Source organism: Sphingobium sp. (assembly GCA_023266575.1).
Lineage (GTDB): Bacteria > Pseudomonadota > Alphaproteobacteria > Sphingomonadales > Sphingomonadaceae > Sphingobium.
Window position 1 is genome coordinate 43,532 of the sequence record JAHFPV010000012.1, and the last position, 21,317, is coordinate 64,848.

Annotated in this window: 18 protein-coding genes; 9 read left to right on the forward strand and 9 right to left on the reverse strand. The window is 66.0% G+C overall.

What is annotated here, in order from left to right; genetic code table 11:
• Positions 1-48 precede the first annotated feature (48 nt).
• The 4 genes from smc to Q0D44_RS12725 all read right to left on the reverse strand — a co-directional run bounded on the left by smc (position 49) and on the right by Q0D44_RS12725 (position 5,600).
• Positions 49-3,492, reverse strand: coding sequence for a chromosome segregation protein SMC (gene smc / locus Q0D44_RS12710; RefSeq protein WP_294136959.1), 3,444 nt, complete (start codon positions 3,490-3,492; stop codon positions 49-51).
• 74 nt (positions 3,493-3,566) lie between these two features.
• Entirely contained in the window at positions 3,567-4,301 is a 735-nt protein-coding gene (locus Q0D44_RS12715; RefSeq protein WP_294136960.1) for a thioredoxin domain-containing protein, read from the reverse strand.
• Between the two features lie 45 nt (positions 4,302-4,346).
• Positions 4,347-5,012 carry a thioredoxin domain-containing protein gene (locus tag Q0D44_RS12720; RefSeq protein ID WP_294136961.1) on the reverse strand — a complete coding sequence of 222 codons (666 nt, stop codon included), beginning with the start codon at positions 5,010-5,012 and terminating at the stop codon, positions 4,347-4,349.
• A 45-nt stretch (positions 5,013-5,057) separates the two neighbouring features.
• The gene (locus tag Q0D44_RS12725; protein WP_294136962.1) at positions 5,058-5,600 is read right to left on the reverse strand and encodes a DUF721 domain-containing protein; all 543 of its coding nucleotides are present in this window, start codon (positions 5,598-5,600) and stop codon (positions 5,058-5,060) included.
• Between the two features lie 26 nt (positions 5,601-5,626).
• Here Q0D44_RS12725 and Q0D44_RS12730 point away from each other — a divergent pair, with 26 nt between their 5' ends.
• The 4 genes from Q0D44_RS12730 to Q0D44_RS12745 are packed head-to-tail and all read left to right on the forward strand — an operon-like array spanning position 5,627 to position 9,786.
• Positions 5,627-6,709, forward strand: coding sequence for an A/G-specific adenine glycosylase (locus tag Q0D44_RS12730; protein WP_294136963.1), 1,083 nt, complete (start codon positions 5,627-5,629; stop codon positions 6,707-6,709).
• Positions 6,696-7,613 carry an NAD(+) diphosphatase gene (nudC, locus tag Q0D44_RS12735; RefSeq protein WP_294136964.1) on the forward strand — a complete coding sequence of 306 codons (918 nt, stop codon included), beginning with the start codon at positions 6,696-6,698 and terminating at the stop codon, positions 7,611-7,613. The genes Q0D44_RS12730 and nudC overlap by 14 nt, the downstream gene beginning before the upstream one ends.
• A 42-nt stretch (positions 7,614-7,655) precedes the next feature.
• Positions 7,656-9,002 carry a TldD/PmbA family protein gene (locus tag Q0D44_RS12740; RefSeq protein ID WP_294136965.1) on the forward strand — a complete coding sequence of 449 codons (1,347 nt, stop codon included), beginning with the start codon at positions 7,656-7,658 and terminating at the stop codon, positions 9,000-9,002.
• Positions 8,989-9,786 carry a 3'(2'),5'-bisphosphate nucleotidase CysQ gene (locus Q0D44_RS12745; protein ID WP_294136966.1) on the forward strand — a complete coding sequence of 266 codons (798 nt, stop codon included), beginning with the start codon at positions 8,989-8,991 and terminating at the stop codon, positions 9,784-9,786. The genes Q0D44_RS12740 and Q0D44_RS12745 overlap by 14 nt, the downstream gene beginning before the upstream one ends.
• On the opposite strand, the gene Q0D44_RS12750 is transcribed toward Q0D44_RS12745, so the two are convergent.
• Entirely contained in the window at positions 9,783-10,499 is a 717-nt protein-coding gene (locus Q0D44_RS12750; RefSeq protein ID WP_294136967.1) for a GDSL-type esterase/lipase family protein, read from the reverse strand. The two genes, Q0D44_RS12745 and Q0D44_RS12750, sit on opposite strands and share 4 nt — an antisense overlap.
• A 137-nt stretch (positions 10,500-10,636) precedes the next feature.
• Here Q0D44_RS12750 and Q0D44_RS12755 point away from each other — a divergent pair, with 137 nt between their 5' ends.
• A complete protein-coding gene (locus Q0D44_RS12755; protein ID WP_294136968.1) occupies positions 10,637-11,599 on the forward strand; it encodes an acyltransferase in 963 nt (320 codons plus the stop codon).
• 4 nt (positions 11,600-11,603) lie between these two features.
• Here Q0D44_RS12755 and Q0D44_RS12760 read toward each other — a convergent pair whose 3' ends face one another.
• Together Q0D44_RS12760 and purD are read right to left on the reverse strand one after the other, a co-directional pair.
• Positions 11,604-12,143: a hypothetical protein gene (locus tag Q0D44_RS12760; RefSeq protein WP_294136969.1), complete on the reverse strand. Its 540-nt coding sequence runs from the start codon at positions 12,141-12,143 to the stop codon at positions 11,604-11,606.
• Positions 12,144-12,208: 65 nt separating this feature from the next.
• On the reverse strand, positions 12,209-13,486 hold the full coding sequence (purD, locus tag Q0D44_RS12765; protein WP_294136970.1) for a phosphoribosylamine--glycine ligase: 1,278 nt from the start codon (positions 13,484-13,486) through the stop codon (positions 12,209-12,211).
• Between the two features lie 7 nt (positions 13,487-13,493).
• Here purD and xseA point away from each other — a divergent pair, with 7 nt between their 5' ends.
• The 3 genes from xseA to Q0D44_RS12780 are packed head-to-tail and all read left to right on the forward strand — an operon-like array spanning position 13,494 to position 16,062.
• Entirely contained in the window at positions 13,494-14,990 is a 1,497-nt protein-coding gene (xseA, locus tag Q0D44_RS12770) for an exodeoxyribonuclease VII large subunit (RefSeq protein WP_294137035.1), read from the forward strand.
• A gap of 20 nt (positions 14,991-15,010) precedes the next feature.
• Positions 15,011-15,223, forward strand: a complete 213-nt coding sequence (locus Q0D44_RS12775; protein WP_294136971.1) for a DUF2093 domain-containing protein — start codon at positions 15,011-15,013, stop codon at positions 15,221-15,223.
• Positions 15,220-16,062, forward strand: coding sequence for a M23 family metallopeptidase (locus tag Q0D44_RS12780; protein ID WP_294136972.1), 843 nt, complete (start codon positions 15,220-15,222; stop codon positions 16,060-16,062). The genes Q0D44_RS12775 and Q0D44_RS12780 overlap by 4 nt, the downstream gene beginning before the upstream one ends.
• Before the next feature lie 130 nt (positions 16,063-16,192).
• Here the strand turns inward: Q0D44_RS12780 and Q0D44_RS12785 are convergent, their stop codons facing one another.
• Positions 16,193-16,735, reverse strand: a complete 543-nt coding sequence (locus Q0D44_RS12785; protein ID WP_294136973.1) for a hypothetical protein — start codon at positions 16,733-16,735, stop codon at positions 16,193-16,195.
• 395 nt (positions 16,736-17,130) lie between these two features.
• Here Q0D44_RS12785 and Q0D44_RS12790 point away from each other — a divergent pair, with 395 nt between their 5' ends.
• Positions 17,131-20,130 carry a TonB-dependent receptor gene (locus Q0D44_RS12790; protein ID WP_294136974.1) on the forward strand — a complete coding sequence of 1,000 codons (3,000 nt, stop codon included), beginning with the start codon at positions 17,131-17,133 and terminating at the stop codon, positions 20,128-20,130.
• A 136-nt stretch (positions 20,131-20,266) separates the two neighbouring features.
• Here Q0D44_RS12790 and Q0D44_RS12795 read toward each other — a convergent pair whose 3' ends face one another.
• Entirely contained in the window at positions 20,267-21,304 is a 1,038-nt protein-coding gene (locus Q0D44_RS12795; RefSeq protein ID WP_294136975.1) for a hypothetical protein, read from the reverse strand.
• Between the last annotated feature and the right edge of the window lie 13 nt (positions 21,305-21,317).

A 21,317-nucleotide genomic window follows, 5' to 3' on the forward strand; every position in this document is an offset into this window, starting at 1 on the left:
CTTTATTGTAACTACGCAAAGTGTCAAGCATTTTCGTAACTACAAAAGTCACTCGGCCGCTAGCAGCGCTTCAGCGCTTTGGAGGTTGACGGAGACGAGGCGGCTGACGCCGCGTTCGACCATGGTGACGCCGAACAGGCGGTGCATCCGGGCCATGCTGACGGCATTGTGGGTGACGATGAGGTAGCGGGTTTGGGTCTGCGCGACCATGGCGTCGAGCAGGTCGCAGAACCGCTCGACATTGGCGTCGTCGAGCGGCGCGTCGACCTCGTCCAGCACGCAGATCGGCGCGGGGTTGGTCAGGAACAGGCCGAAGATCAGCGCCACCGCGGTCAGCGCCTGTTCACCGCCCGACAATAAGGTGAGCGCGGCGAGTTTCTTGCCCGGCGGCTGGGCCATGATCTCCAGCCCCGCCTCCAGCGGGTCGTCGCTGTCGATCAGCTCCAGATGCGCCTGCCCGCCGTTGAACAAGGTGGTGAAGAGGCGGCGGAAATGGCCGTCGACCGCCTCGAACGCGGCGAGGAGGCGTTGGCGCCCTTCGCGGTTCAGGCTGCCGATCGATCCGCGCAGGCGGTGGATCGCCTGGGTCAGTTCCTCGCTTTCGGCGCGGCTGGTCGCCTGCACCTGTTCCAGTTCCTCCAACTCCTGCGCCGCGACGAGATTGACCGGGCCGATCCGCTCACGATCGACACTGAAACGGTCATGATCGGCCTGTTCGGTCTGGGCGAGCCGGATGTCGGCGCTGGCGAAGCCCAGTTTTTCGGGCAGCAAGGGCGGCGGACATTCAAAGCGTTCGCCCGACAGCCGGTTGGTTTCGATCCGCCGTTCGTCGGCGGATTCGGCGCGGGCGATGGCGGTGGCGCGGGCTTCACGGGCGGCGGCGAAAGTTTCGCCACTATGTGCGGCTCGCTGTTCGGCCTGGCGCAAGGCGGCTTCGGCGTCCTGCTCCGCGTGGCGGGCGGCATCGGCGGCGGCGATGAGGGTTGCTCCCTGATCGTCCAGCGCGGCGATGGCCTGCGCCAGCGCGTCGGGCTGGCCTTCGATCGTGGCGCGTTCGGTGACGATCTCTTCGCCGCGCGCGACCATGGCGGCGATGCGCTTGGCCGCTTCGCCCGCGCGCGCGCGCCAGCCCTTGATTTCCGCGTCGGCGGCACCCTGTCGTTCGCGGTCGCTCGACAAGGCGCGGTCGGCCAAGGCCTGATCGGCCTGCAACTGGCTGACCGCGGCGCGGGCCTTCTCGCTCGCCTGCGCCAGCGCGGTGACCTGCGCGCGTGTCTCGGCCCCGTCGGGCATGGCGGCGCGGGCCGATTGGGCGCTGTCATGATCGGCACGGGCGGCGTCGGCATCGCGCCGCGCCTCGACCAGCCGTTCCTCTATTCCGTCGCGTCGCCCGGCCAGCCGTTCGAGCGCAGTGGTCGCCTCGTCAGCAGTGCGCAGCGCGGTGCGCAGGCTCTGGTCTGCCTGGGCGAACTGGGTACGGCCACTGGCGAGGGCTTCGCTGGCCGCCTGTTCGCGCGCCTTGGCGTCCTGCTGCGCGGCGGTGGCGGCATCGACTTGCGATTGGACGGCTGGGCGGGCGGCGGCGATGGCCTCCAGCCGGTTTAGCCGGATCAGCCGTTCGGCTGCCGCGGCACCGCCTTCGATCGCGATATAGCCGTCCCAGCGGCGCAGATGGCCATCGCGGGTGACGAGGCGCTGGCCGACGGCAAGGGGCTGACCCTCGTCTGTGTCGGCGACCGCGATCTGGGCCAGACGGCGGGCGAGTTCGGGCGGGGCGGTGACATGGGCGGCGAGTGGTGCGCAGCCATCGGGCAAGGCGGGATCGTTGGCCAGCGAGGCTGCGCCGGCCCAGCGACGCTTACCATCCGGGGCGATGGGCGCTTCCAGATCGTCGCCCAGCGCCGCAGCCAGCGCGCGTTCATAGCCGGGCGCGGCCTTGAGCATGTCGAGCGCGCGGGTGCGACCGCCGGGGCCGCTATCGACCGCGCGTTGGAGCGCGGCGGCTTCGCTGTCGAGTGCGGCCAGTGCGGCGCGGGCGGCAGAGAGCGCGCCTTCGGCGGCGGCGCGTTGCTCGCTGGCGGACTGGCGCGCGGCTTCGGCGGCGTTGATAGTGGCTTCGGCAGCGTCGCGGGCGGTGCTGGCCTCTTCCTGCGCGGCGATCGCGGCGGCGCGTTGGGTTTCTAGCGGAGCAGGGTCCGGCAGGGCGGCGGCTTCGCTGGTAAGGCGTTGGACCTCGCGTTCTGCGCGTTCCAGACGGCTGCGGGCGGCGACCAGCGCGGCTTCGGCGACGCGCAGTTCGGCCTGTTCGCCCGCCTGTTTCGCCATCGCCTTGGCCAGATCCAGCTCGGCGTCGCGCGCGCTATCCTCGGCGCTGGCGATGCGGCTGGCAAAATCGGGGCGCAGCTTTTCGGTCTCGGCGATCCGGGCTTTCAATGTCGCGATTTCGGCAGTGAGGCGCGCGATGGCGTCGGCGGCGTCATTGGCGAGCGTGCCTTCGCGGGCGCGATCCTCCTCCAGCCGGGCGGTCTGTTGGGCGAGGTCATGCAGCCGCCGGACCACGCCGTCGCGCTCGGTGCGCAGCGTGGACAGACGGTGGCCCGCCTCGCTGGCGTCGTCGCGCGCGCGCTGGGCGGCGGCGCGGCAGTCGGCCAGCGTGGCGAGGGCGGCCTGGGCATGGGCGGCGGCGGCCAATTGCGCCTCCTGCGCCTGGGCGACGGCAGTGTCGGCTTCTTTCGCCTGCGCGCGGGCGGCTTCGGCGCTGGCATGAGCTTCGCGCCAGCGGGCAAAGAGGGTGCGCGCTTCGGCGACGCGAATCTGGTCGGACAGGCGGATATAGCGTTCGGCGGCGCGCGCCTGACGACGCAGCGCATTGGCGCGGGCGTCCATGTCGAGCAAGATTTCGGCGAGGCGCGCGAGATTGGCTTCGGCGGCGCGGAGCTTCTGTTCCGCGTCCTTGCGCCGGACGTGCAGCCCGGCGATGCCCGCTGCTTCCTCCAGCATGGCGCGCCGTTCCTGCGGCCGGGCGGCGATGACGGCGGCGATGCGGCCCTGACTGACCAGCGCCGGGCTATGCGGGCCGGTGGCGGCGTCAGCGAAGATCAGCGACACGTCCTTGGCGCGCACGTCGCGGCCATTGGCACGATAGGCGCTGCCGGCGCCGCGCTCGATCCGGCGGGTGACCTCCAGTTCGCCGTCCGCGCCGACATCTACCGCGCTGAACAACTCGCCCTGTTCCTGCACGGTGAGCAGCGAGACTTCGGCAAAATCGCGCTGGGGCCGGGTGGCGGTGCCTGCAAAGATCACATCTTCCATGCCGCCGCCGCGCATGGATTTGGCGCTGGATTCGCCCATGACCCAACGGATCGCTTCAAGCAGGTTGGACTTGCCGCAGCCATTGGGGCCGACGATGCCGGTCAGGCCGGGTTCGATGCGCAATTCGGTTGCATCGACGAAGCTTTTGAAGCCCGAAAGCTTGAGTCGCTTTATTTGCATGGGGACGCGCAGGGGCAGTGTGCCGCCCCGGCCTTTATACGCTTAAGCGCTGATGTCCGCCCCCCGACGCGCAATCAGATGCCTGCTTCCTTGAGCTTGGGCTGGAGTGTCGCCCAGTTGGCGACATTGTCGACCAAGACGCCGTTGATGAGGAAGCTGGGGGTGCCGGTGATCTGATACTGGCTGTTGGCCGCTTCGACGCCCTTGGCCAGCTTCTCCGCCGATGCGGTGTCGGCAAGGCATTGTTTCGCCTGATCTTCGGCAATGCCGCGCTGCTTGGCGAAATCGACGAGGCCCAGCGCCGTGGCAAGCTTGCCGAAACGTTCTGCCGGAGGGGCGCTCATCAGCGCCTGATAGGGCTGGTCGCCCAAGGCCTGCGCTTTCTCGAACATGGCATTCTGGTTGGCGAAAAACTGTTCGGACAGGGGATAGAAAATATCCTTGCCGCCGCAACGGGCCAGCAGCGCGGTCGAAATGTCGATCGGGTCGCGGACATAGGTGCGGAACTCAAAGCTCATCTTGCCGGTATCGACCAGCTTTTTGATCTCTTCCGAGGCTTCGGCGGAGAAATCCTTGCAATGGCTGCAGGTGTAGGAACCGAACTCGACCAGCTTCAGCTTGGCCGCCGGATTGCCCATCAGATAATAGCCGTCGGGGGTTTCCGCGACGGTTTCCGACCAAGTGGCTCCCGCTGGCGGGGCGACGGCGGCGATGGCTTCGCCCTTGGGCGTGGCACCCTCTTCGCTCTTGCCACAGGCAGCGAGGGTCAGGGACAGGGCGATAAGGGCAACACCGGACAAGGCTTTCACGACGGGCAAGGCTCCGATTATGGGCGGGTTGGCAGTTTTATTAGATCAGCGGGCGGCGGGGGGCAATGCGGCCTGGAGCTTGCCCCAGTCCGATCCGGCGACCAGCGTGCCGTTGACAGTGAAGCCGGGGGTGCCGCTGATCTTCACCTTGTTCCAAGCCTCGTCGGTCATCGCCATGATCTGCTTCATCGCCATGGGGCTGGCGATGCAGGCGTTGAGCTGGGCGGGGGTATAGCCGCGCTTGGCCATCAGCGTGTAGAGACCGGTTTTCTGGCCGATGTCGCGCAGCGCGGCGATCTGGTCGGTCGGCTTGGTGGCGTCGCGGTCATAGGCCTGGAGCTGTTCCATCCAGGCATCCTGATTGGCGAACAGCGCCTCATGATTGCCCATGAAGCGCGCCGGGCCGCCGCAGCGGGCGAGCAGCGCGGCGGTCAGGTCATATTTGTCGCGCACGGCGTTGCGTATTTCGACGCTGATCTTGCCGCCCTTGACGTAGTTGGCCTTGAGCGGGGCGCTCGCCTCGCCAACGAAATGGGCGCAGTGGCTACAGGTGTAGCTGACATATTCGATCAGCTTGGTGGGCGCGGCGGGATTGCCCATGGCGTGGCCCCCGATCGCCGAGATCGTGACGCGGCTGACCCAGTTGGCGGCGGGCGCGGCCGGGACGGCGACGGGAAGGGCGAAGAGGGCGAGGGGAAGCAGCTTTTTCATGAGACAGGTCCATTGAACGACTGGCCATGAACGCCAGCCGAATATTCAGCCGATTTTGGGCAGGCCGCTGCTGTTGGCAAGCCCCTGCGCCAGCGATTCCAGCACGGTGCGCAATTCCGGGTCGCCAATGTCACGCAGCGAATCGCCCAGTTCAACCGGAATGGGTTTGAGGTTGCGCGGCGGCGGGCGGCGTTCAGCGGGGGTGGGCATGATGTCCCCCTGCCGCATCGCGACTTTCGCCACGGCGGCATAGCCGAAAAAGCGGTTCACCCTTTCGATGAGGTCGGGCAGCATATGCTGCACCATCGGCGCATGGCCGCTCATGACCGTCAGTTGCAGCGTGCCGCCAGCCTTTTGCCCCACGGGGAAACGGATCGATTCGGGGGCGGAGATGCTGGCATAATGGCTGCCGACGATTTCCGACCAGCGGGTGACGATGCTGGACTGGACGAAGCCGAATTTGCGGAAGGCTGCGCGGCCAATGTCGGGCATCAGGTCGGCGATTCGCCGCGATCCGCCGATGCGCGGGCGCTCTGCCGCAGTTATGGCGCGGCTTTTCACTTTAGGCGTCGGGGGGCGTTCCGTCATGGGTCGCACCATGGCATAGCGCCGCCATGCGCGTCGAGGGTGACATGGTAAAAGACCGGGTAAAAATAGCAGCCGACCTGCTTGCCCATTATGATGTCCATGCCCGGCGTCTGGCCTGGCGCGCGCTGCCCGGTGCGAACGCAGCCGATCCCTACCGGGTCTGGCTGTCCGAAGTCATGCTGCAACAGACGACGGTGGCGGCGGTCGGACCCTATTTCGCTAAGTTCACAGCGCGCTGGCCGACCGTGGACGCGCTGGCGGCGGCGGATGATGCCGATCTGATGGCGGCGTGGGCGGGGCTTGGCTATTATGCCCGCGCCCGCAACCTGCTCGCCTGCGCGCGGGCGGTGGTGCGCGACCATGGCGGGGTGTTCCCCGATACGGAAAAAGCGCTGCGCGCGCTGCCTGGGGTGGGTGCCTATACCGCTGCTGCGGTGGCGGCGATCGCCTTTGGGCGGCGCGCGGTGGTGGTGGACGCCAATGTCGAGCGGGTGGTGGCGCGGCTGTTTGCCATCGATACCCCGCTGCCTGCCGCCCGCCCGGCGATCCGTGCGGCGGCGGATGCGATCACGCCCGATGCCCGGGCTGGGGATTTTGCCCAGGCGATGATGGATCTGGGCGCGACCATCTGCACGTCGCGCAATCTGGCCTGCGGCATCTGCCCGTTGCGGGCCGATTGCGCGGCGGTGCGGACGGCTGATCCTGCGGCCTATCCGGTCAAGGCGGCCAAGAAGGTGCGGCCCCACCGGACTGGTCATGGCTGGTGGATCGAGCGGGCGGACGGCCATGTCTGGCTGGTGCGTCGCCCGGACAAGGGGCTGCTGGGCGGGATGCGGGCGCTGCCCAGTTCCGACTGGAGCGCCGACCCCGATGCGACGCCACCCTTTGCCGCCGACTGGCGGACGCTGGCCGAGCCGGTCGATCATGTTTTCACCCATTTCTCACTGGCGCTGGCCGTCCACACGACCCATGTGGGGCAGGATCATGCCCCGTCCGGTGCGGGGGAATGGTGGTCGGTTGCGCGCATTGCCGATGCGGGGCTGCCCACTTTATTTGCCCGCGCGGCGCTGGCGGTGTTGAAGGAGAAGGATGCGGATGCACGGCACTGACCCCCGGCTCGATGACCCACCCGGTTTCGTGGGCGGCACGCTCGATCGCGTCGATCATATCCGCACCAACCCGGCGCTGCTGGCGCAGACCTTCGCCGATCCGGCGGCGCGCAGGCTGGTGCTGGACGGGCTGGAGCCGGTCGAGGTTGATGGCGCACTGGTGCTGGAGCCGATCAGGCCTGGCGCTTGGGTCGAAGATCATGTGTTGCTGGGGCTTGATCCGGCCGGGCGGCCGATATTTGCGGAACTGCTGGTCGAGTTGACGAGCGGTTCCGGTGCGACACCGCGTAGCCGGGGTTTGGCGGGTCAGGTGTCGGCGCAGGAACTGGCGCTCTATGGCACAGCGCGCAGTCTGCTCCACTGGCATGTGCGCCACCGTTTCTGTGCGGTGTGTGGGGGCAGGACTGGTCCGGTCAAGGCGGGCTGGGCGCGCCAGTGCGGGGTGTGCAAGGCAGAGCATTTCCCGCGGGTGGACCCGGTGTCGATCATGCTGGCGGAATATGAGGGCAAGGTGCTGCTGGGTCGTCAGCACGCCTGGCCGCCGGGGCGCTATTCGGCGCTGGCGGGCTTTATCGAGCCGGGCGAGACGATCGAGGAAGCGGTGGCGCGTGAATTGTTCGAGGAAGCGGGCATCCGCGTCCATGATGTCCGCTATGTCATGAGCCAGCCCTGGCCCTTCCCATCGTCGCTGATGATCGCCTGCATCGCGCAGGCTACAGGCGATGCGCTGACGCTGGACGCGACCGAGATTGAGGATGCTTTCTGGTGCGATGCCGATGGCGTGCGCGCGGCGATGGCGGGGGAACCGGGCGCGCCCTTCATTGCGCCACCGCGCATGGCGGTGGCGTGGCACCTGCTCGACCGCTGGCTGGCGGGCGTTGCTCCGCGCGAACCAAACGCGTAAGGCCGATCACTCCATTTATCGTTTCGGGAATAGCTTGCCTCCATGCTCAGCCTAGAAGAAGCCCAGTCGCGCGCGCAGGATCTGGTGAGCGCCGCGCGCAAGGCGGGAGCGGATGCAGCCGACGCCATTTACGCCTGTAATGCCTCGACCAACGTATCGGTGCGGCTGGGCGCGCTGGAGGATGTCGAACGGTCCGAGGGCGAGGAAATCGGCCTGCGCGTGTTCATCGGCAACCGGTCGGCCAGCATTTCCGCGTCGGACATGAATCCCGCGACGCTCGGCACGCTGGTGGATCGTGCGGTAGCGATGGCGCGCGAGGCACCTGAAGATCCCTATGCGGGTCTGGCCCCGCAGGACCGGCTGATGAAGAAGCGCCCGCCCGCGCTCGACCTGACCGACAGCGAGGAACCCGAACCCGCCGCGCTGCGCGAACGCGCTCTGGTGGCGGAGGAAGCGGCGCGGGCCGTGCCGGGGATCACCAATAGTGAAGGCGGCGGCGCGTCGAGCGGGCGCAGCCAGGTGGCGCTGGCGACCAGCCATGGCTTTGCCGGTGCCTATGGCGCGACCAGCCATTCGACCTGGGCCAGCGTATTGGCGGGCAGCGGCGCGGACATGCAGCGCGACTATGCCAGCCATAATGTGCGCCATCTGGAGGATCTGGACGATGCCGAGGCGATCGGCGTGCGGGCAGGCCAGCGCGCGGTGGCACGGCTGAACCCGGTCAAGGTCGATAGCGGCGTCATGCCGGTCATCTTCGACCCGCGTATCGGATCGAGCCTGCTGGGGCATCTGATCGGTGGCATGGTAGGCCCGGCGATTGCGCGGCGGTCGAGCTTTCTGCTCGAATCGCTGGGCGAGGCGCTGTTTGACGCTGGCGTGACGATCATTGACGATCCGCTGCTGGTACGTGGCCTTAGGTCGCGTCCGTTCGATGGCGAGGGGCTGCCGGTCGAGCGGCGGGCGCTGATCGACAGGGGCGTGCTGACTGGATGGCTGATGGACAGTGCGTCGGCGCGGCAATTGGGGCAGGAGCCGACCGGCCATGCCAGCCGGGGCGGCAGCGGCGCGCCGGGCGTCAGCATCACCAACGTCCATATGGAAGCGGGCAGCATATCGCCGGGCGACCTGATGGCCGATGTGAAGCGCGGCATCTATGTCACCGAACTGATCGGTATGGGCGTCAATGGCGTGACCGGCGATTATAGCCGGGGGGCGGCGGGCTTCCTGATCGAAAATGGCGCGGTGGCCCATGCGGTGTCTGAAATTACCATTGCCAGCAATCTAAAGGCGATGTTCAAATCGCTTGTCCCCGCCAACGACCTGCATTTCCGCTATGCGATGAACGTGCCGACGCTGCGCGTCGACGGGATGACCGTTGCCGGGGGCTGAACTGGATCTGCGCGCGATTGTGGCGGCCGTGTCGGACGCGGCCGATCATGCGCTGACGCTATGGGCAGGTGGCGAGACGCGCGTGCGCCAGTGGGAAAAGGCGCCCGGCCACCCGGTGTGCGAGGCCGATCTGGATGTGGACGGCCTGCTGCGCGCATCGCTGGGCGCGATCGATCCGGGGGCGGGATGGCTGTCGGAGGAGACGGCGGATACCGTGCATCGGCTGGGCATGTCGCGGGTGTGGGTGGTCGATCCGATCGACGGCACGCGCGATTATCTGCGCGGGCGACCCGGATGGGCGGTGTCGGTCGCTCTGGTGGAGGATGGCGCGGTGCGGCTGGGTATCCTCGCCGCGCCTGCCCGCAACGAATATTGGATCGCGCAGGCCGGGCAGGGCGCGACGCGTAATGGGCGGGCTCTGCGTGCGGGGGCACGCGATGCTCTGGCGGGGGCGCGGGTGCCGGCCGAACAATTGCCGCGCATCGACCGTGATCTGGTAACGGTGGCAAAGCCCAACAGCATCGCCCTGCGCATGGCGATGGTGGCGGCGGACGAAGCCGATCTGGTCGCCACGGTGCGTTGGGGCAATGAGTGGGACATCGCCGCCGCCGCGATCATCTGTCAGGAGGCGGGCGCGATGGTGACCGATGCGCTGGGTGATCCGTTGCTGTTCAACCGGCCCCGACCGACCGCCTTTGGCCTGCTCTGCGCCGCGCCTGGCATCCATGCCGCCGCCACCGAGCGACTGGCCCCGCGCGCGCGGGAGATATTGGGCGGGAATTAGGTGCAGGCGCGGAGGGTGTCTGCGGGCAGGATTTGCGCCAGGCGATGGCGCACGACATCGGCCCAGATACGATAGCCCTGCGTGTTCATATGGACACCGTCCGGTTGATAATTGTCGCCAAGCTGGCCGTTCTTGAGCAGTGGTGACGTGATGTCGGCATAGAAACTGGCGGGCATATGCGGGATCAGGTGCTGGACGGCGGCGTTGAACAGGCGCTGGTCGGGCAGGCTGGCGGCGCGACTGGGGCTGGGCTTCATCGACAGGATCAGCACCGGCAGATCGCCGAATTTCTGGCTGCGCAGATCGAGGAAGGCGGCTAGCTGGCGGATGACGGTGCGCACCGGGACGCCGGCGGCGATATCATTTTCCCCGGCATAGAGAATGATCGCGCGGGGATGGCCATCGACCGGGTCGATATGGGCGAAGCGCGGCAGGATGTCTGCAAAAGTCGCGCTGTTGATGCCGCGATTATGGGCGATCCACGGGGCCATGTCGCGATCAAGGCTGGTCCAGCGGTGGACCGAGCTGCTGCCCACGAACCAGAGGGTGCAGTTGCCCTGCCGGTTGGCAGCATCAGGTAAGACCATATTGGCTTCGCGATAGCGTGCGACGAGCATCCAGCTGCCGACAATCAGGCCGAACACAGCCAGCGCCACCGCCAGCTTGGCCAGGGGCGATGCGTTGAGGCTGGTCAAGGGGCGCTTATCCGTCATCCCGTCCAGTCTTAGCGCATTTACCGGCGCGGGAAACCCACCGTAAAGGACGCGGTAGCGCCTTGTTTACCCTGATGGTTAACTGGAAGGCAGCAGTCCATGCGCTACCCCCATGATCGGGGACATGGGGTTATCATGTGACGAAAAATCCGTCGGTGGACCTGCTCAAGGGTGCGCTGATCATATTGGTCATGGCCGGACATGCCATGGAACTGACGCAACAGCATCATCTGGCGCTGTGGGTCGGGGCGGGCTTTCGTATGCCGTTGATGATCGGCATTTCGGGCTATCTGCTCAATGTCATGCGCACCCGGAACGACCCGCCGGAGCGGATGTTCGGCCGTTATGGCAGCCGGATGCTGCTGCCATGGGCTGTGGCGCTTTTGGTCTATATATTGGTCAGCGGCTGGTCGATCAGCTGGACGTTGCCGATTGAGCTGCTGCTGCGCCCGCCCTTCCACCTCTGGTATGTCCCGGTGCTGTTCTTCCTGATCCTGGTGACGCGGCTGGTGCCTTTGTCGCCGCTCCTGTTGCTGGCAATCGGCACGCCGGTCAGTCTGGCGACCATGTATAGTTTCGGGCTGAACCATGGCGTCATCGGCGTCAGCCTGTTGTCGCCCGATAGTCGCTTCCTGCGCTATCCGGTCTATTTCTTCTTCGGGATGCTGATGGCGGAGCGGGGATTGCCGACCCGCTATCTGGGGGTGACGCTGCTGCTGGGCGCGCTGGGCATGGGGTGGTGGAGCGCGCTCTATGGTAGCGAAAACGGTCTGGCCTTCGTGCCAGCCCGGTTGCTGATGTGCCTGGGGCTGATCGCGCTGCTGCCGCAGCTGTCGGCGTTGCGCCTGTCTTTCGCGCCGCTGAACGCGGTCGGGCGGGACAGCCTGTTCTTCTATCTATGGCATCCGCTGGCGATGGCGGCGGTCATGTTGGCGGGGGTGGGTCCGCTTCCCACGTTGGCGCTGTCCATCTTGCTGCTGGCGATCGCCAGCAGGTTGGCGGCGCGCAATGCGCTGGCCCAGCGACTGGTTGGAAGTGCGATGCCGTCGCGTCCGGCATCAGCGCCAATGGGGCAGGCACCGGTTCCGGCCAGCGCCTGACCGGTCAGAGCTTGCCATATTTGGCTTCGAAGCCCGCAATGTCGCCAGCCGCGAGATATTTGGCCTGGTCGATCCACTGGTCGCGGACCGGGCGGCCCTTGAAATTGCCGAGTTTCGCGTCGATCGCGGCGAGGTCCGCGTCGGTCCAGGCGGCGATCTGGGTGAAGCGAGTGACGCCGAGGTCAATTAGCAATGTCTTGAGTTTTGGCCCCACGCCCTTCAGGCGGAGCAGGTCGTCCTCGCTTTCCGGTGCGGCCGTGACGGCGGGTGACACAGGCACGGGTTCGGGTGCCGGTGTCGGGTCAACCGCGACGGGGGCGATTGGCGCGGTGACAGGGGCTACATGTTCGACCGGCACGACGACGGGGGCAGCGGGCACCGACTCCACAAAGGGGACAGGTGGGGTTTCGGCGGGCAGGGTTGGCGCGATGTCCTGCACAACGTCCCGCGCCTTGCCCCTGCCGGACAACAGAAAGACGAGGCCGATGATGACCAGCAGCCCGATCAGCAGCCACAGGCCATAGTCCATGAAAAATTCCTGCATCGCGCGTCGCCTTTCGTGAATATGCCGTCGCTATTTAGGGTTGTGTCGCCCTGCTCGGCAAGGCTTCATGCCTGTTCGCGGGCGACTTCGCGCCAGCCAATGTCGCGGCGGCAGAAACCGGTGGGGAAGTCGATCGCATCAACCGCGGCATAGGCTGCCGCCTGCGCCGCGCCGACCGTGTCGCCGGTTGTTGTCACGTTGAGGACGCGGCCACCGCTGGCGACGAGCGTGCCGTCCTGATCGGCGGTTCCGGCATGGAACACCAGCGCGCCACCGGCCTGCGCCGCGTCGATGCCGCTGATAGCGCCACCCTTGTCCGGGGTGCCGGGATAGCCATTGGCGGCCATGACGATCGTGAGTGCGGTGCGATCGGCCAATGTGACCGGACCTTGGCTTGCCAGCGTTCCCTGCGCGACGCTGAGCAGCAGGTCGACCAGATCGCCGTCGAAGCGCATCATCAGCACCTGACATTCAGGGTCGCCGAAGCGGGCATTATATTCGATCAGCTTGGGCCCCTGATCGGTCAGCATCAGCCCGGCATAGAGAACGCCGGAATAGGGCATCCCTTCCGCCGCCATGGTGGCGACGGTCGGCTTGATGATCGTTTCGATGACCTGGGCTTCCAGCTCAGGAGTCAGCACGCGGGCCGGGCTGTAGGCGCCCATGCCGCCGGTGTTGGGCCCGGTATCGCCATCGCCGACACGCTTGTGATCCTGCGCCGATCCGAAGGGCAGGATGGCGGTGCCGTCGGTCAGCGCGAAGAAGCTGGCTTCCTCGCCGGTCATGAATTCTTCCAGCACCACTTCCTCGCCCGCCGCGCCGAACGCGCCGGAGAACATGGTGTCGAGAGCATCGAGCGCTTCATCGCGAGTTTCGGCGATGATCACGCCTTTGCCCGCGGCCAGCCCGTCGGCCTTGATCACCACCGGCAGCGCGAAATCGTCAAGCGCGGCGATGGCACCATCCTTGGACGTGACGCGGACATAGGCGGCGGTCGGGATGTTGGCGCGCTGGCACAGATCCTTGGTGAAGCCCTTGGACCCTTCGAGCTGGGCGGCTTTCCTGTTGGGGCCGAATACCGGCACGCCCATGGTGCGCAGATTGTCGGCAAGGCCGTCGACCAGCGGCGCTTCCGGGCCAATGACGACCAGGCCGATCGAATGGCGGGTGCAGAAATCCAGCACCGCGCGATGATCGGTCGCAGCGAGGTCGACCAATGTCGCGTGCTGGGCTATGCCGGGGTTGCCCGGCGCGGCGTAGAGCGTATCGAGCCGGGGCGATTGCGCCAGCTTCCACGCCAGCGCATGTTCACGGCCACCGCCGCCAAGCAAAAGGATGTTCATGTCGCCCATGTCCCCGGATTTCGATACTTATGACAATTCGGGCCGCCTGTTAGCGGAGGAACGCGCGGGCGACAACGCGCCGCCGTTGTCGGTCAGCGAATTGTCGGGGATGCTCAAGCGCACGGTGGAGGATCGCTTCGGCCATGTCCGGCTGCGCGGCGAGATTTCCGGGTTCAAGCGGGCAGCGTCGGGGCATCTCTATCTGGCGCTGAAGGACGATAATGCGGTGCTGGACGGGGTGATGTGGAAGGGCGGGGCGCAGCGGCTGGCCTTTGCGCCGCAGGACGGGGTGGAGGTGATCGCCACCGGCAAGCTGACCACCTATCCCGGCCGGTCGAAATATCAGATCGTCATCGAGCGGATGGAACTGGCGGGCGAAGGCGCGCTGATGGCGCTGCTGGAGAAGCTGAAAGCCAAACTGGCGGGCGAGGGGCTGTTCGCCGCGGAGCGCAAGCGGCGTTTGCCCTTCCTGCCGCGCACCATCGGCGTCGTGACGTCGCCCACGGGCGCTGTGATTCGCGATATCTTGCACCGGCTGGCGGATCGCTGCCCGACCGATGTGCTGGTCTGGCCGGTATTGGTGCAGGGGCAGGGGGCAGCCGAGCAGATTGCGCGGGCGGTGCGCGGGTTCAGCGCGATGGAAGCGGGCGGGCCGCTGCCCCGGCCCGATCTGGTGATCGTGGCGCGGGGCGGCGGGTCGATCGAGGATCTGTGGAGCTTCAACGAGGAAATCGTCGTGCGGGCAGTGGCCGACTGCACGATCCCGATCATATCGGCGGTCGGGCATGAGACCGATACGACGCTATGCGACTATGCCGCCGACATGCGCGCACCAACCCCAACGGCGGCGGCGGAAATGGCGGTGCCGGTGCGGGCGGAACTGCTGGCGGGCTTGAGCGAGATGGGCCTGCGCGCCGGGCGCGCGGTGCGGCGCGGGGCGGGGCAGGCGAGGGAAAGGCTGGAGATGCAGGCGCGGCTGATGCCGACGCCGGACATGCTGCTGGCCCCGCAGCGGCAGCGGCTCGACCAACTGTCCGATGCGCTGGGTAGCGGGTTGCGTCACCGAATCGCGGATGCGCGCGCGCAATTGGGGCAGGCTGGGGGGGCGTTGCGACCGGCGCTGCTCCAGCAATATCTTGCACGCGCGACCGAGCGGCTGGACCGGTTGCGGCCGCGCCCGGACTATCTGGCGCGGGTCTATCGGGATCGGGCGACGGCGCTCGACCGGGTGTCGCGCCATTTCGCCTCGCTCGACCCCGACCTGCCGCTGGCGCGGGGCTATGCGCGGGTGATGGCGGGCGGGCGGCTGGTCCAGTCGGTCGCGGCGGCGCAGGCGGCGGGCGCGGTGACGCTGCATTTCCGGGACGGGACGGTTGACGCCGCCGTTGGGCAAGGCGGGGCATCGCTTGAGAAGCCCGGCCCAGCCGCTATATCTGCTTCACCACGCCCGGCACGCAAAGCGCGCGGCGCTGACGACGTGCCGCAGCAGGATCTGTTTTTGTGAAGCGCCAGAAAGGCTGACAAATGTTGATGTCCAACAGCGACCGTGTCGCCCGGCTCCATTATATGGCCTATAGTTTCCGCGTATTGCAGGCGGGCGACCATGTGCTGTGCGCGGTGACGGGCCAGAAAATCGCGCTGGAGGATCTGCGCTACTGGAGCATCGCGCGGCAGGAACCCTATGCCAATGCCGAAGCCGCCGCGCGGGCCGAGATCAAGGCGACCGGCGGGCGATGAGGCGCTGGGCCGCGGCGCTGCTGTTCGCGCTGGCCGAAACATCGACGGCTGCCGCGCCCATGCAGACGCGGGCGGATTTCGCGATTGCCGAACCGGTGACGCAGGGCGGCGCTTTGCTGGGCACTGCGCCGACCGGGACGGTGGCGTTAACGCTGGATGGCAAGCTGGTCCCGGTCGATGCCGACGGCCGGTTCCTGATCGCCTTCGATCGCGATGCTGGGCCGACCGCGCAACTGGTCGCCCGGCTGGCCGATGGCCGCGCGGTGGAGCGCCCGATCGCCATTGCCCCCCGCGCTTGGCGGATCGAGCGGATCAATGCGCCGATGCGCCCGACCAAAAGCACCGAGGCGTTTCTGGCGCTGCGCAAGCCGGAATTGGAACAGATTGCCGCAGCGCGCACGTTGGTGACAGACGCCAAAGGCTGGCGACAGCGCTTCATCTGGCCGCGTATCGGTCGTCTGTCCGGCCTGTTCGGATCGCAGCGTGTCTATCAGGGGACAGCTGGTGCCTATCATGGCGGGGTCGATATTGCGGGCGCGACCGGTGCGCCGGTGGTGGCGCCGGCTGACGGGGTGGTGGTGCTGGCGGCGGCGGACAAGCCCTTCACGCTGGAGGGGCATTTGCTGATGATCGACCATGGCCACGGTCTGGGCAGCGCCTTCCTCCATCTGTCGCGGATCGACGTGAAGCCGGGCGATCATGTGGCGCAGGGGCAACGCATTGGTGCAGTCGGCGCGACCGGGCGCGCGACGGGGCCGCATCTCCACTGGGGGATGAAGTGGAATGACGCGCGGATCGACCCGCTGTTGCTTGCGGGACCGATGCCGAACGGGTTGTAAACGGTGTTTGAAAATGCGCTAAAGGGCGCATTTTATAGCCGCACCAGCCCTCTCCCCCACCCGGCCACCCATAGGCTACTGAAGTAGGGTAACCGGGTGAGGGAGAGGGCTGGTGCGGCCAAGGTGAATATCAACCGATCCGCTTCATCCGCACCGCGCGGCCACCATCGACCTTGCCCATGAAACTGCCCATGGCGGCGCGTTTCAGTTCGATCGTCTGGCCGACCTTGGGATCACGCGCGGTCATGGCTTCGGTCGTGATCCATTGCGCGCCGTCCTCCAGCCCGATCTGCCATTTGCCATAACCAAGGCTGCGGACCGATGCGATCACCGTCTGGATATGGGTGACGCCTTCCTGCTCTGGCGCTTCTTCCTTGTCATCGCCACCGCCCAGGAAGGGCAATTTGGGGAAGGAGAAGCCGAACAGGGTCTTGCGGGTCTTGTTCAGTTCGCCCTTGTCCAGCACGACGACTTCATCGCGTTGCGCCGCAGCATCCATCGCGCCGACCTGCCGGTCGAAACAGGCGAGCCGCTCGGCATCGACGGGAATCGTGCGGCATTTCAAAAGGTCAGTGAAGATTTCCGGCCGGGGCTGCTGACGCTGCGGCGCGGCGGAGGATTGGGCCGCGATGCAGAGCGGGACCAGCAGAAACAGTGCGCGCAAGCCCGTCATAAATCGTCTCTCCATCGCGTCGGACATAGTATTCCCTTACCATGCACCCGCCAGAGGCAAGGTCAATATGTGGCCGCTGGCCGCATCAGAACGCCCGTGATGTCACAATAGGCCTGCCTTGCTGCATCGCACGAAATGATTGCTGCATCCTGTTGTATCCCCGTGCAATAATATTGCTAATCACCTGTAAAACAGTCATGCCACGTTCATGTTGCAATAATGATACAGGGGCATCCAAAAGCGGTGAATGCCCTTTTCCACGGCTTTACAGCGCCCTTAACCCCGCGCAGTTTCCCGCCATCCATATGGGGGGATCGCTGTCGGGCACCATGTCCCCCCATAGGTAAACATTAGTGGCAGGCCATCTGCCAGCCTCCAGAGCAAGGGACTGGACCGTGAAGACATTTTCCAAGAGGGCACTTTTGCGTGCCAGCGTCGCACCGGCGATTCTGGGCGCGTCGCTGATCGCGACCGCCGCTATCGCACAGGATGCGCCGCAGGCCGCCGAAGCCGAAGCGGGCGACACCATCATCGTCACCGGATCGCTGATCAAGAACCCCAATCTGGCGCGTTCGACCCCGGTTACGGCGACCACCGCCGACCAGATCGAACTGAAGCAGAACAACACTGCCGAAGAAATTCTGCGTGAAATTCCTGGCATCGTTCCCAGCATCGGTTCGGCCGTCAACAACGGCAATGGCGGCGCTTCGTTCGTCAACCTGCGCGGCCTTGGTTCCAACCGCAACATCGTCCTGATCGACGGCAACCGTCTGGTTCCTGCCGAACTGAACGGTCGTTTCGACCTTAACAACATCCCGCTGGCCCTCATCGACCGCGTCGATGTGCTGACCGGTGGTGCTTCGACCACTTATGGTGCGGACGCCATTTCGGGTGTCGTCAACTTCGTCACCAAGTCCGACTTTGCCGGTCTGGAAGCGAATATCGCCAACCAGCTGACCGAAGAAGCCGACGGCCATTATGTCCGCGCCGACGTGACGCTGGGCGCCAATTTCGATGATGGCCGCGGCAACGTGGTGTTCTCGGTTGGCTATCAGCAGTCCGACCCGGTCTATCAGGGCGATCGTCCCTTCTCGGCCTTCTCGATCGACTCCTTCACAGGCGCCAATGGCGGTTCGGGCACGTCGACCCCGTCGCGCTTCACCAATGTCAACACGACCGGCGCCGATTCCATCACGACTGGTTGCGGCCTTGATGGACAGCCAGCCTGTAACGCCGTTCAGGGCAACCGCCAGGTTACTGCTGCTGGCGGCGCCTTCCGTGGCACCTCCGCGTTTGACGCCTATAACTTCAACCCGTTCAACATCTTCCAGACGCCGTTCGAGCGTTTCAACATGTATGGCGCCGGCCGCTACGAAGTCAGCGATGCGGTGGAAGTCTATTCGCGCGGCATCTTCTCGAAGAACACCGTCAGCACGATCATCGCGCCGTCGGGTGCCTTCGGCATCTCGGTCGTCGTTCCGCTCAGCAACCCGTATCTGACGGCTGCCCAGCGTAACGCCTTCTGCGCCTTCGACACGACGCCAGGCGTCGGCTATACCGCTCGCTTCTCGCCAGCTGAATGCGCCGCTGCCGCGACCGCGACCAGCCCGACCGATCCTAACTATCGCACCGTCACGACCACGCTGTCGCGTCGTGCGACCGAACTGGGTCCGCGTATCTCCGACTTCACCACCACCTTCTTCGATTATCGCATCGGCGCGCGCGGTGGTATCACCGACTCGATCGACTGGGATCTGTCGGGTAGCTATGGCGAATCCGAGAACGTCCAGACCCAGCAGGGCTACTGGCTGAACTCGCGCGTCCGTCAGGCGCTGCTGGCGACCAACACCGCCACCTGCCTGACCGACACCAATGGCTGCGTCCCGCTCAACGTGTTCGGCCCCGACGGCTCGATCACCGCAGCGCAGAACGCCTATCTGACGGCCAACAGCCAGGTCACGACCAAGACGTCGCTGGCCCAGGTCAAGGGCACCGTCAGCGGTGACTTCGGCGTTGCCTCGCCCTTCGGCACCGACAGCCTGGCTTTCGCGCTGGGTGGCGAATATCGCAAATATGGTGCCAGCCAGGAATCCGATCTGCTCTCGCAGTCGGGCGATCTGGGCGGTGCCGGTGGTGCTGCTCCGAACATCGACGGCGGCTATGACGTCTATGAAGCCTATGGCGAAATCATCCTGCCGCTGGTGCAGGACAAGCCCTTCTTCCAGGATCTGACGCTGGAAGCGGGCATCCGCTACTCCGACTACACAGTCGATGGCGGTTCGGGTTACAACACGACCACCTGGAAGGTGGCCGGTAACTGGACGCCTGTCGACGGCATCAAGTTCCGCGGCAACTATTCGCGCGCCGTTCGTGCCCCGAACATCGCCGAACTGTTTGCGCCGGTGAACACCACGCTGACCAACCTCGACAGCGATCCCTGCGCCGGCGTAGCGCCGACCCAGAACGCCAATCTGGCGGCTGTCTGTATCGCCCAGGGCGCTACCGCAGCACAGCTCGGCTCGATCATCAACGATCCGGCTGGTCAGGTGAACTCCACCGGTGGCGGTAACCTCGCCCTCGGCCCGGAAAAGTCGAACAGCTGGGGTCTGGGCGTGTCGCTTCAGCCTGCCGCCCTGCCGGGCTTCAGCCTGACGGTCGATTATTACAACATCAAGATTACGGGTGCGATCACCAACCCGACGCCTGATGACGTGATTTCGGCCTGCTTCGACAACATCACCGCCGCCAGCGCATCTGACGCAGCCTGCACCGGCATCCGTCGCGATCCGTCGACCGGCGCGCTGTTCGGTGAAGCTTCGGTCGTCGGCGGTCTGCCGCAGACCCTGTCGAACCTGGGCAAGCTGGCCACAGATGGTATCGACGTTCAGCTGAACTATCAGAAGGATGTCGGTTTCGCGAAGTGGGCGCTGAGCGCCAACGGCAACTGGACCAACAGCTCGACGTTCCAGGCGACCCCGACGTCGGTCAACCGCGAATGCGTTGGCCTCTACAGCGTCAACTGCGCCTCGATCCAGCCCAAGCTGTCCTGGTCGGTGCGTAACACCCTCTCGTTCAAGTCGGTCGATCTGTCGCTGCTGTGGCGCTATATCGACGGCGTGAAGTATGAGGATGGCGATGCGTTCGTCGGCACGCTGAACGGCAAGGAAGTCGATTTCAACCGTATCCCGGCTGAACATTATTTCGACCTGACCAGCCGCTTCCACGTTTCGGATGAGGTCACGCTGACCATGACCGTGCAGAACCTGCTGGACAACCAGCCCAAGGTGGTCGGCAACACCATCGGTTCGACCAGCTACAACAGCGGTAACGTCTATCCGTCGACCTACGACGCGTTGGGCCGCCGCTACACGGTCGCTGCCAAGCTGCGCTTCTGATCCTTCGATCAGGCAAGACAAAGAAAGGGGGCCGGTGGCGACACCGGCCCCTTTTTCCATGGTTGAGAATGGTGGGCGAGCTATAGCGCCAGAAAATGGGGCATTTTAACGGGTTAAGGGGGGCTACGCCTTGCTTCTACCCGTGGATCAACGACCGGGGTAGATGCAGCGCAATTCCCGCATTGTCGGCCAGCACGATTGCCCAATGGGCCACCTTGGCGACCTCGTCGGCGTGGATCTCCAGTCCGCGTTGCGCTGCCTCAGCGCGTTGGCCAGGCGTAAAGGTCGCGCCATTTTTGGCGTCGCGGGCAAAGACCGGGCCGGTTGCGATTGCGGCGACCGCGGCATCGTCCAGCTGCAGCCCAAATAGGTGCGCTAATGCGGCCAGGCTCTCAGCCGGCCTTGCCACCAGCGTTTCGCTGTCCAGCGTGGCGACCCGTGCGCCCAATTGATCGCACAGCGTCTGGAACTGGCGCTGTTGCGCCAGCCAGCCGACGGCCGCGACCTGAACATCGGTGAGCCCCAGATAGTCGGACGGGGCGATGCCCAGTGGTTCGATCATCCCTTCGCGCACCAGTTTCTGGAACAGGTCGCGCACCCAGAGCCGCCCCCACATCCCCTTGCGCGCGATCGAGGCGAGATAGGGTTCGAGCGGGGCATGGAGCAGCAGGGCGCGGGCATCGGGCCGCAAGCCCATGATTGCGGGGATCAGCGGATTGATGAGGTTGGAGGGCTTGATCACCACCGCCTCATCTGGGCCGAACGGGCGGGCGAGCAGATGCAGGCTGGCGTCCAGCACGCGCGCGACCTCCGGTCCCTTCGCCCCGCGATGTCGCCAGCCGATTAGGTCGTTGAGCAGCACAGGTTCCTTCAGCCCCATTGCGACGCCCGGAATATCCATCGCGGCAGCCAGCAGCGTCGAGCAGCAATAGGCCGAATGGAACAGGAAATGGAGTGGCGCGCGGGGCGGCGCATGGGCCGTGGCGTCGGCCAGCCGCAACACCAGCGGCGCGTCGGTCTCGCCCAGATGCTCGTCCGTCAGGAAGGGGATGTCGCCATGCCGCGCGCGCGGCACCAGTCGCATATGGACAGCGTCATGCCCCGGATCATAGCGATGGGCCAGCCATTGGGCGTCGCGCATGATGTCGCGGATCGCAGGATCGGGAGAGGTCATGGCGACCAGCCTT

What these genes read in the sequence shown, in the direction of transcription:
- smc (WP_294136959.1), bottom strand. Translation starts at nt 3,492, where the DNA reads ATGCAAATAAAGCGACTCAAGCTTTCGGGCTTCAAAAGCTTCGTCGAT.
- Q0D44_RS12720 (WP_294136961.1), bottom strand. Translation starts at nt 5,012, where the DNA reads ATGAAAAAGCTGCTTCCCCTCGCCCTCTTCGCCCTTCCCGTCGCCGTC.
- Q0D44_RS12725 (WP_294136962.1), bottom strand. Translation starts at nt 5,600, where the DNA reads ATGACGGAACGCCCCCCGACGCCTAAAGTGAAAAGCCGCGCCATAACT.
- Q0D44_RS12730 (WP_294136963.1), top strand. Translation starts at nt 5,627, where the DNA reads ATGCGCGTCGAGGGTGACATGGTAAAAGACCGGGTAAAAATAGCAGCC.
- nudC (WP_294136964.1), top strand. Translation starts at nt 6,696, where the DNA reads ATGCACGGCACTGACCCCCGGCTCGATGACCCACCCGGTTTCGTGGGC.
- Q0D44_RS12740 (WP_294136965.1), top strand. Translation starts at nt 7,656, where the DNA reads ATGCTCAGCCTAGAAGAAGCCCAGTCGCGCGCGCAGGATCTGGTGAGC.
- Q0D44_RS12750 (WP_294136967.1), bottom strand. Translation starts at nt 10,499, where the DNA reads ATGACGGATAAGCGCCCCTTGACCAGCCTCAACGCATCGCCCCTGGCC.
- Q0D44_RS12760 (WP_294136969.1), bottom strand. Translation starts at nt 12,143, where the DNA reads ATGCAGGAATTTTTCATGGACTATGGCCTGTGGCTGCTGATCGGGCTG.
- purD (WP_294136970.1), bottom strand. Translation starts at nt 13,486, where the DNA reads ATGAACATCCTTTTGCTTGGCGGCGGTGGCCGTGAACATGCGCTGGCG.
- xseA (WP_294137035.1), top strand. Translation starts at nt 13,494, where the DNA reads ATGTCCCCGGATTTCGATACTTATGACAATTCGGGCCGCCTGTTAGCG.
- Q0D44_RS12775 (WP_294136971.1), top strand. Translation starts at nt 15,011, where the DNA reads ATGTTGATGTCCAACAGCGACCGTGTCGCCCGGCTCCATTATATGGCC.
- Q0D44_RS12780 (WP_294136972.1), top strand. Translation starts at nt 15,220, where the DNA reads ATGAGGCGCTGGGCCGCGGCGCTGCTGTTCGCGCTGGCCGAAACATCG.
- Q0D44_RS12785 (WP_294136973.1), bottom strand. Translation starts at nt 16,735, where the DNA reads ATGACGGGCTTGCGCGCACTGTTTCTGCTGGTCCCGCTCTGCATCGCG.
- Q0D44_RS12795 (WP_294136975.1), bottom strand. Translation starts at nt 21,304, where the DNA reads ATGACCTCTCCCGATCCTGCGATCCGCGACATCATGCGCGACGCCCAA.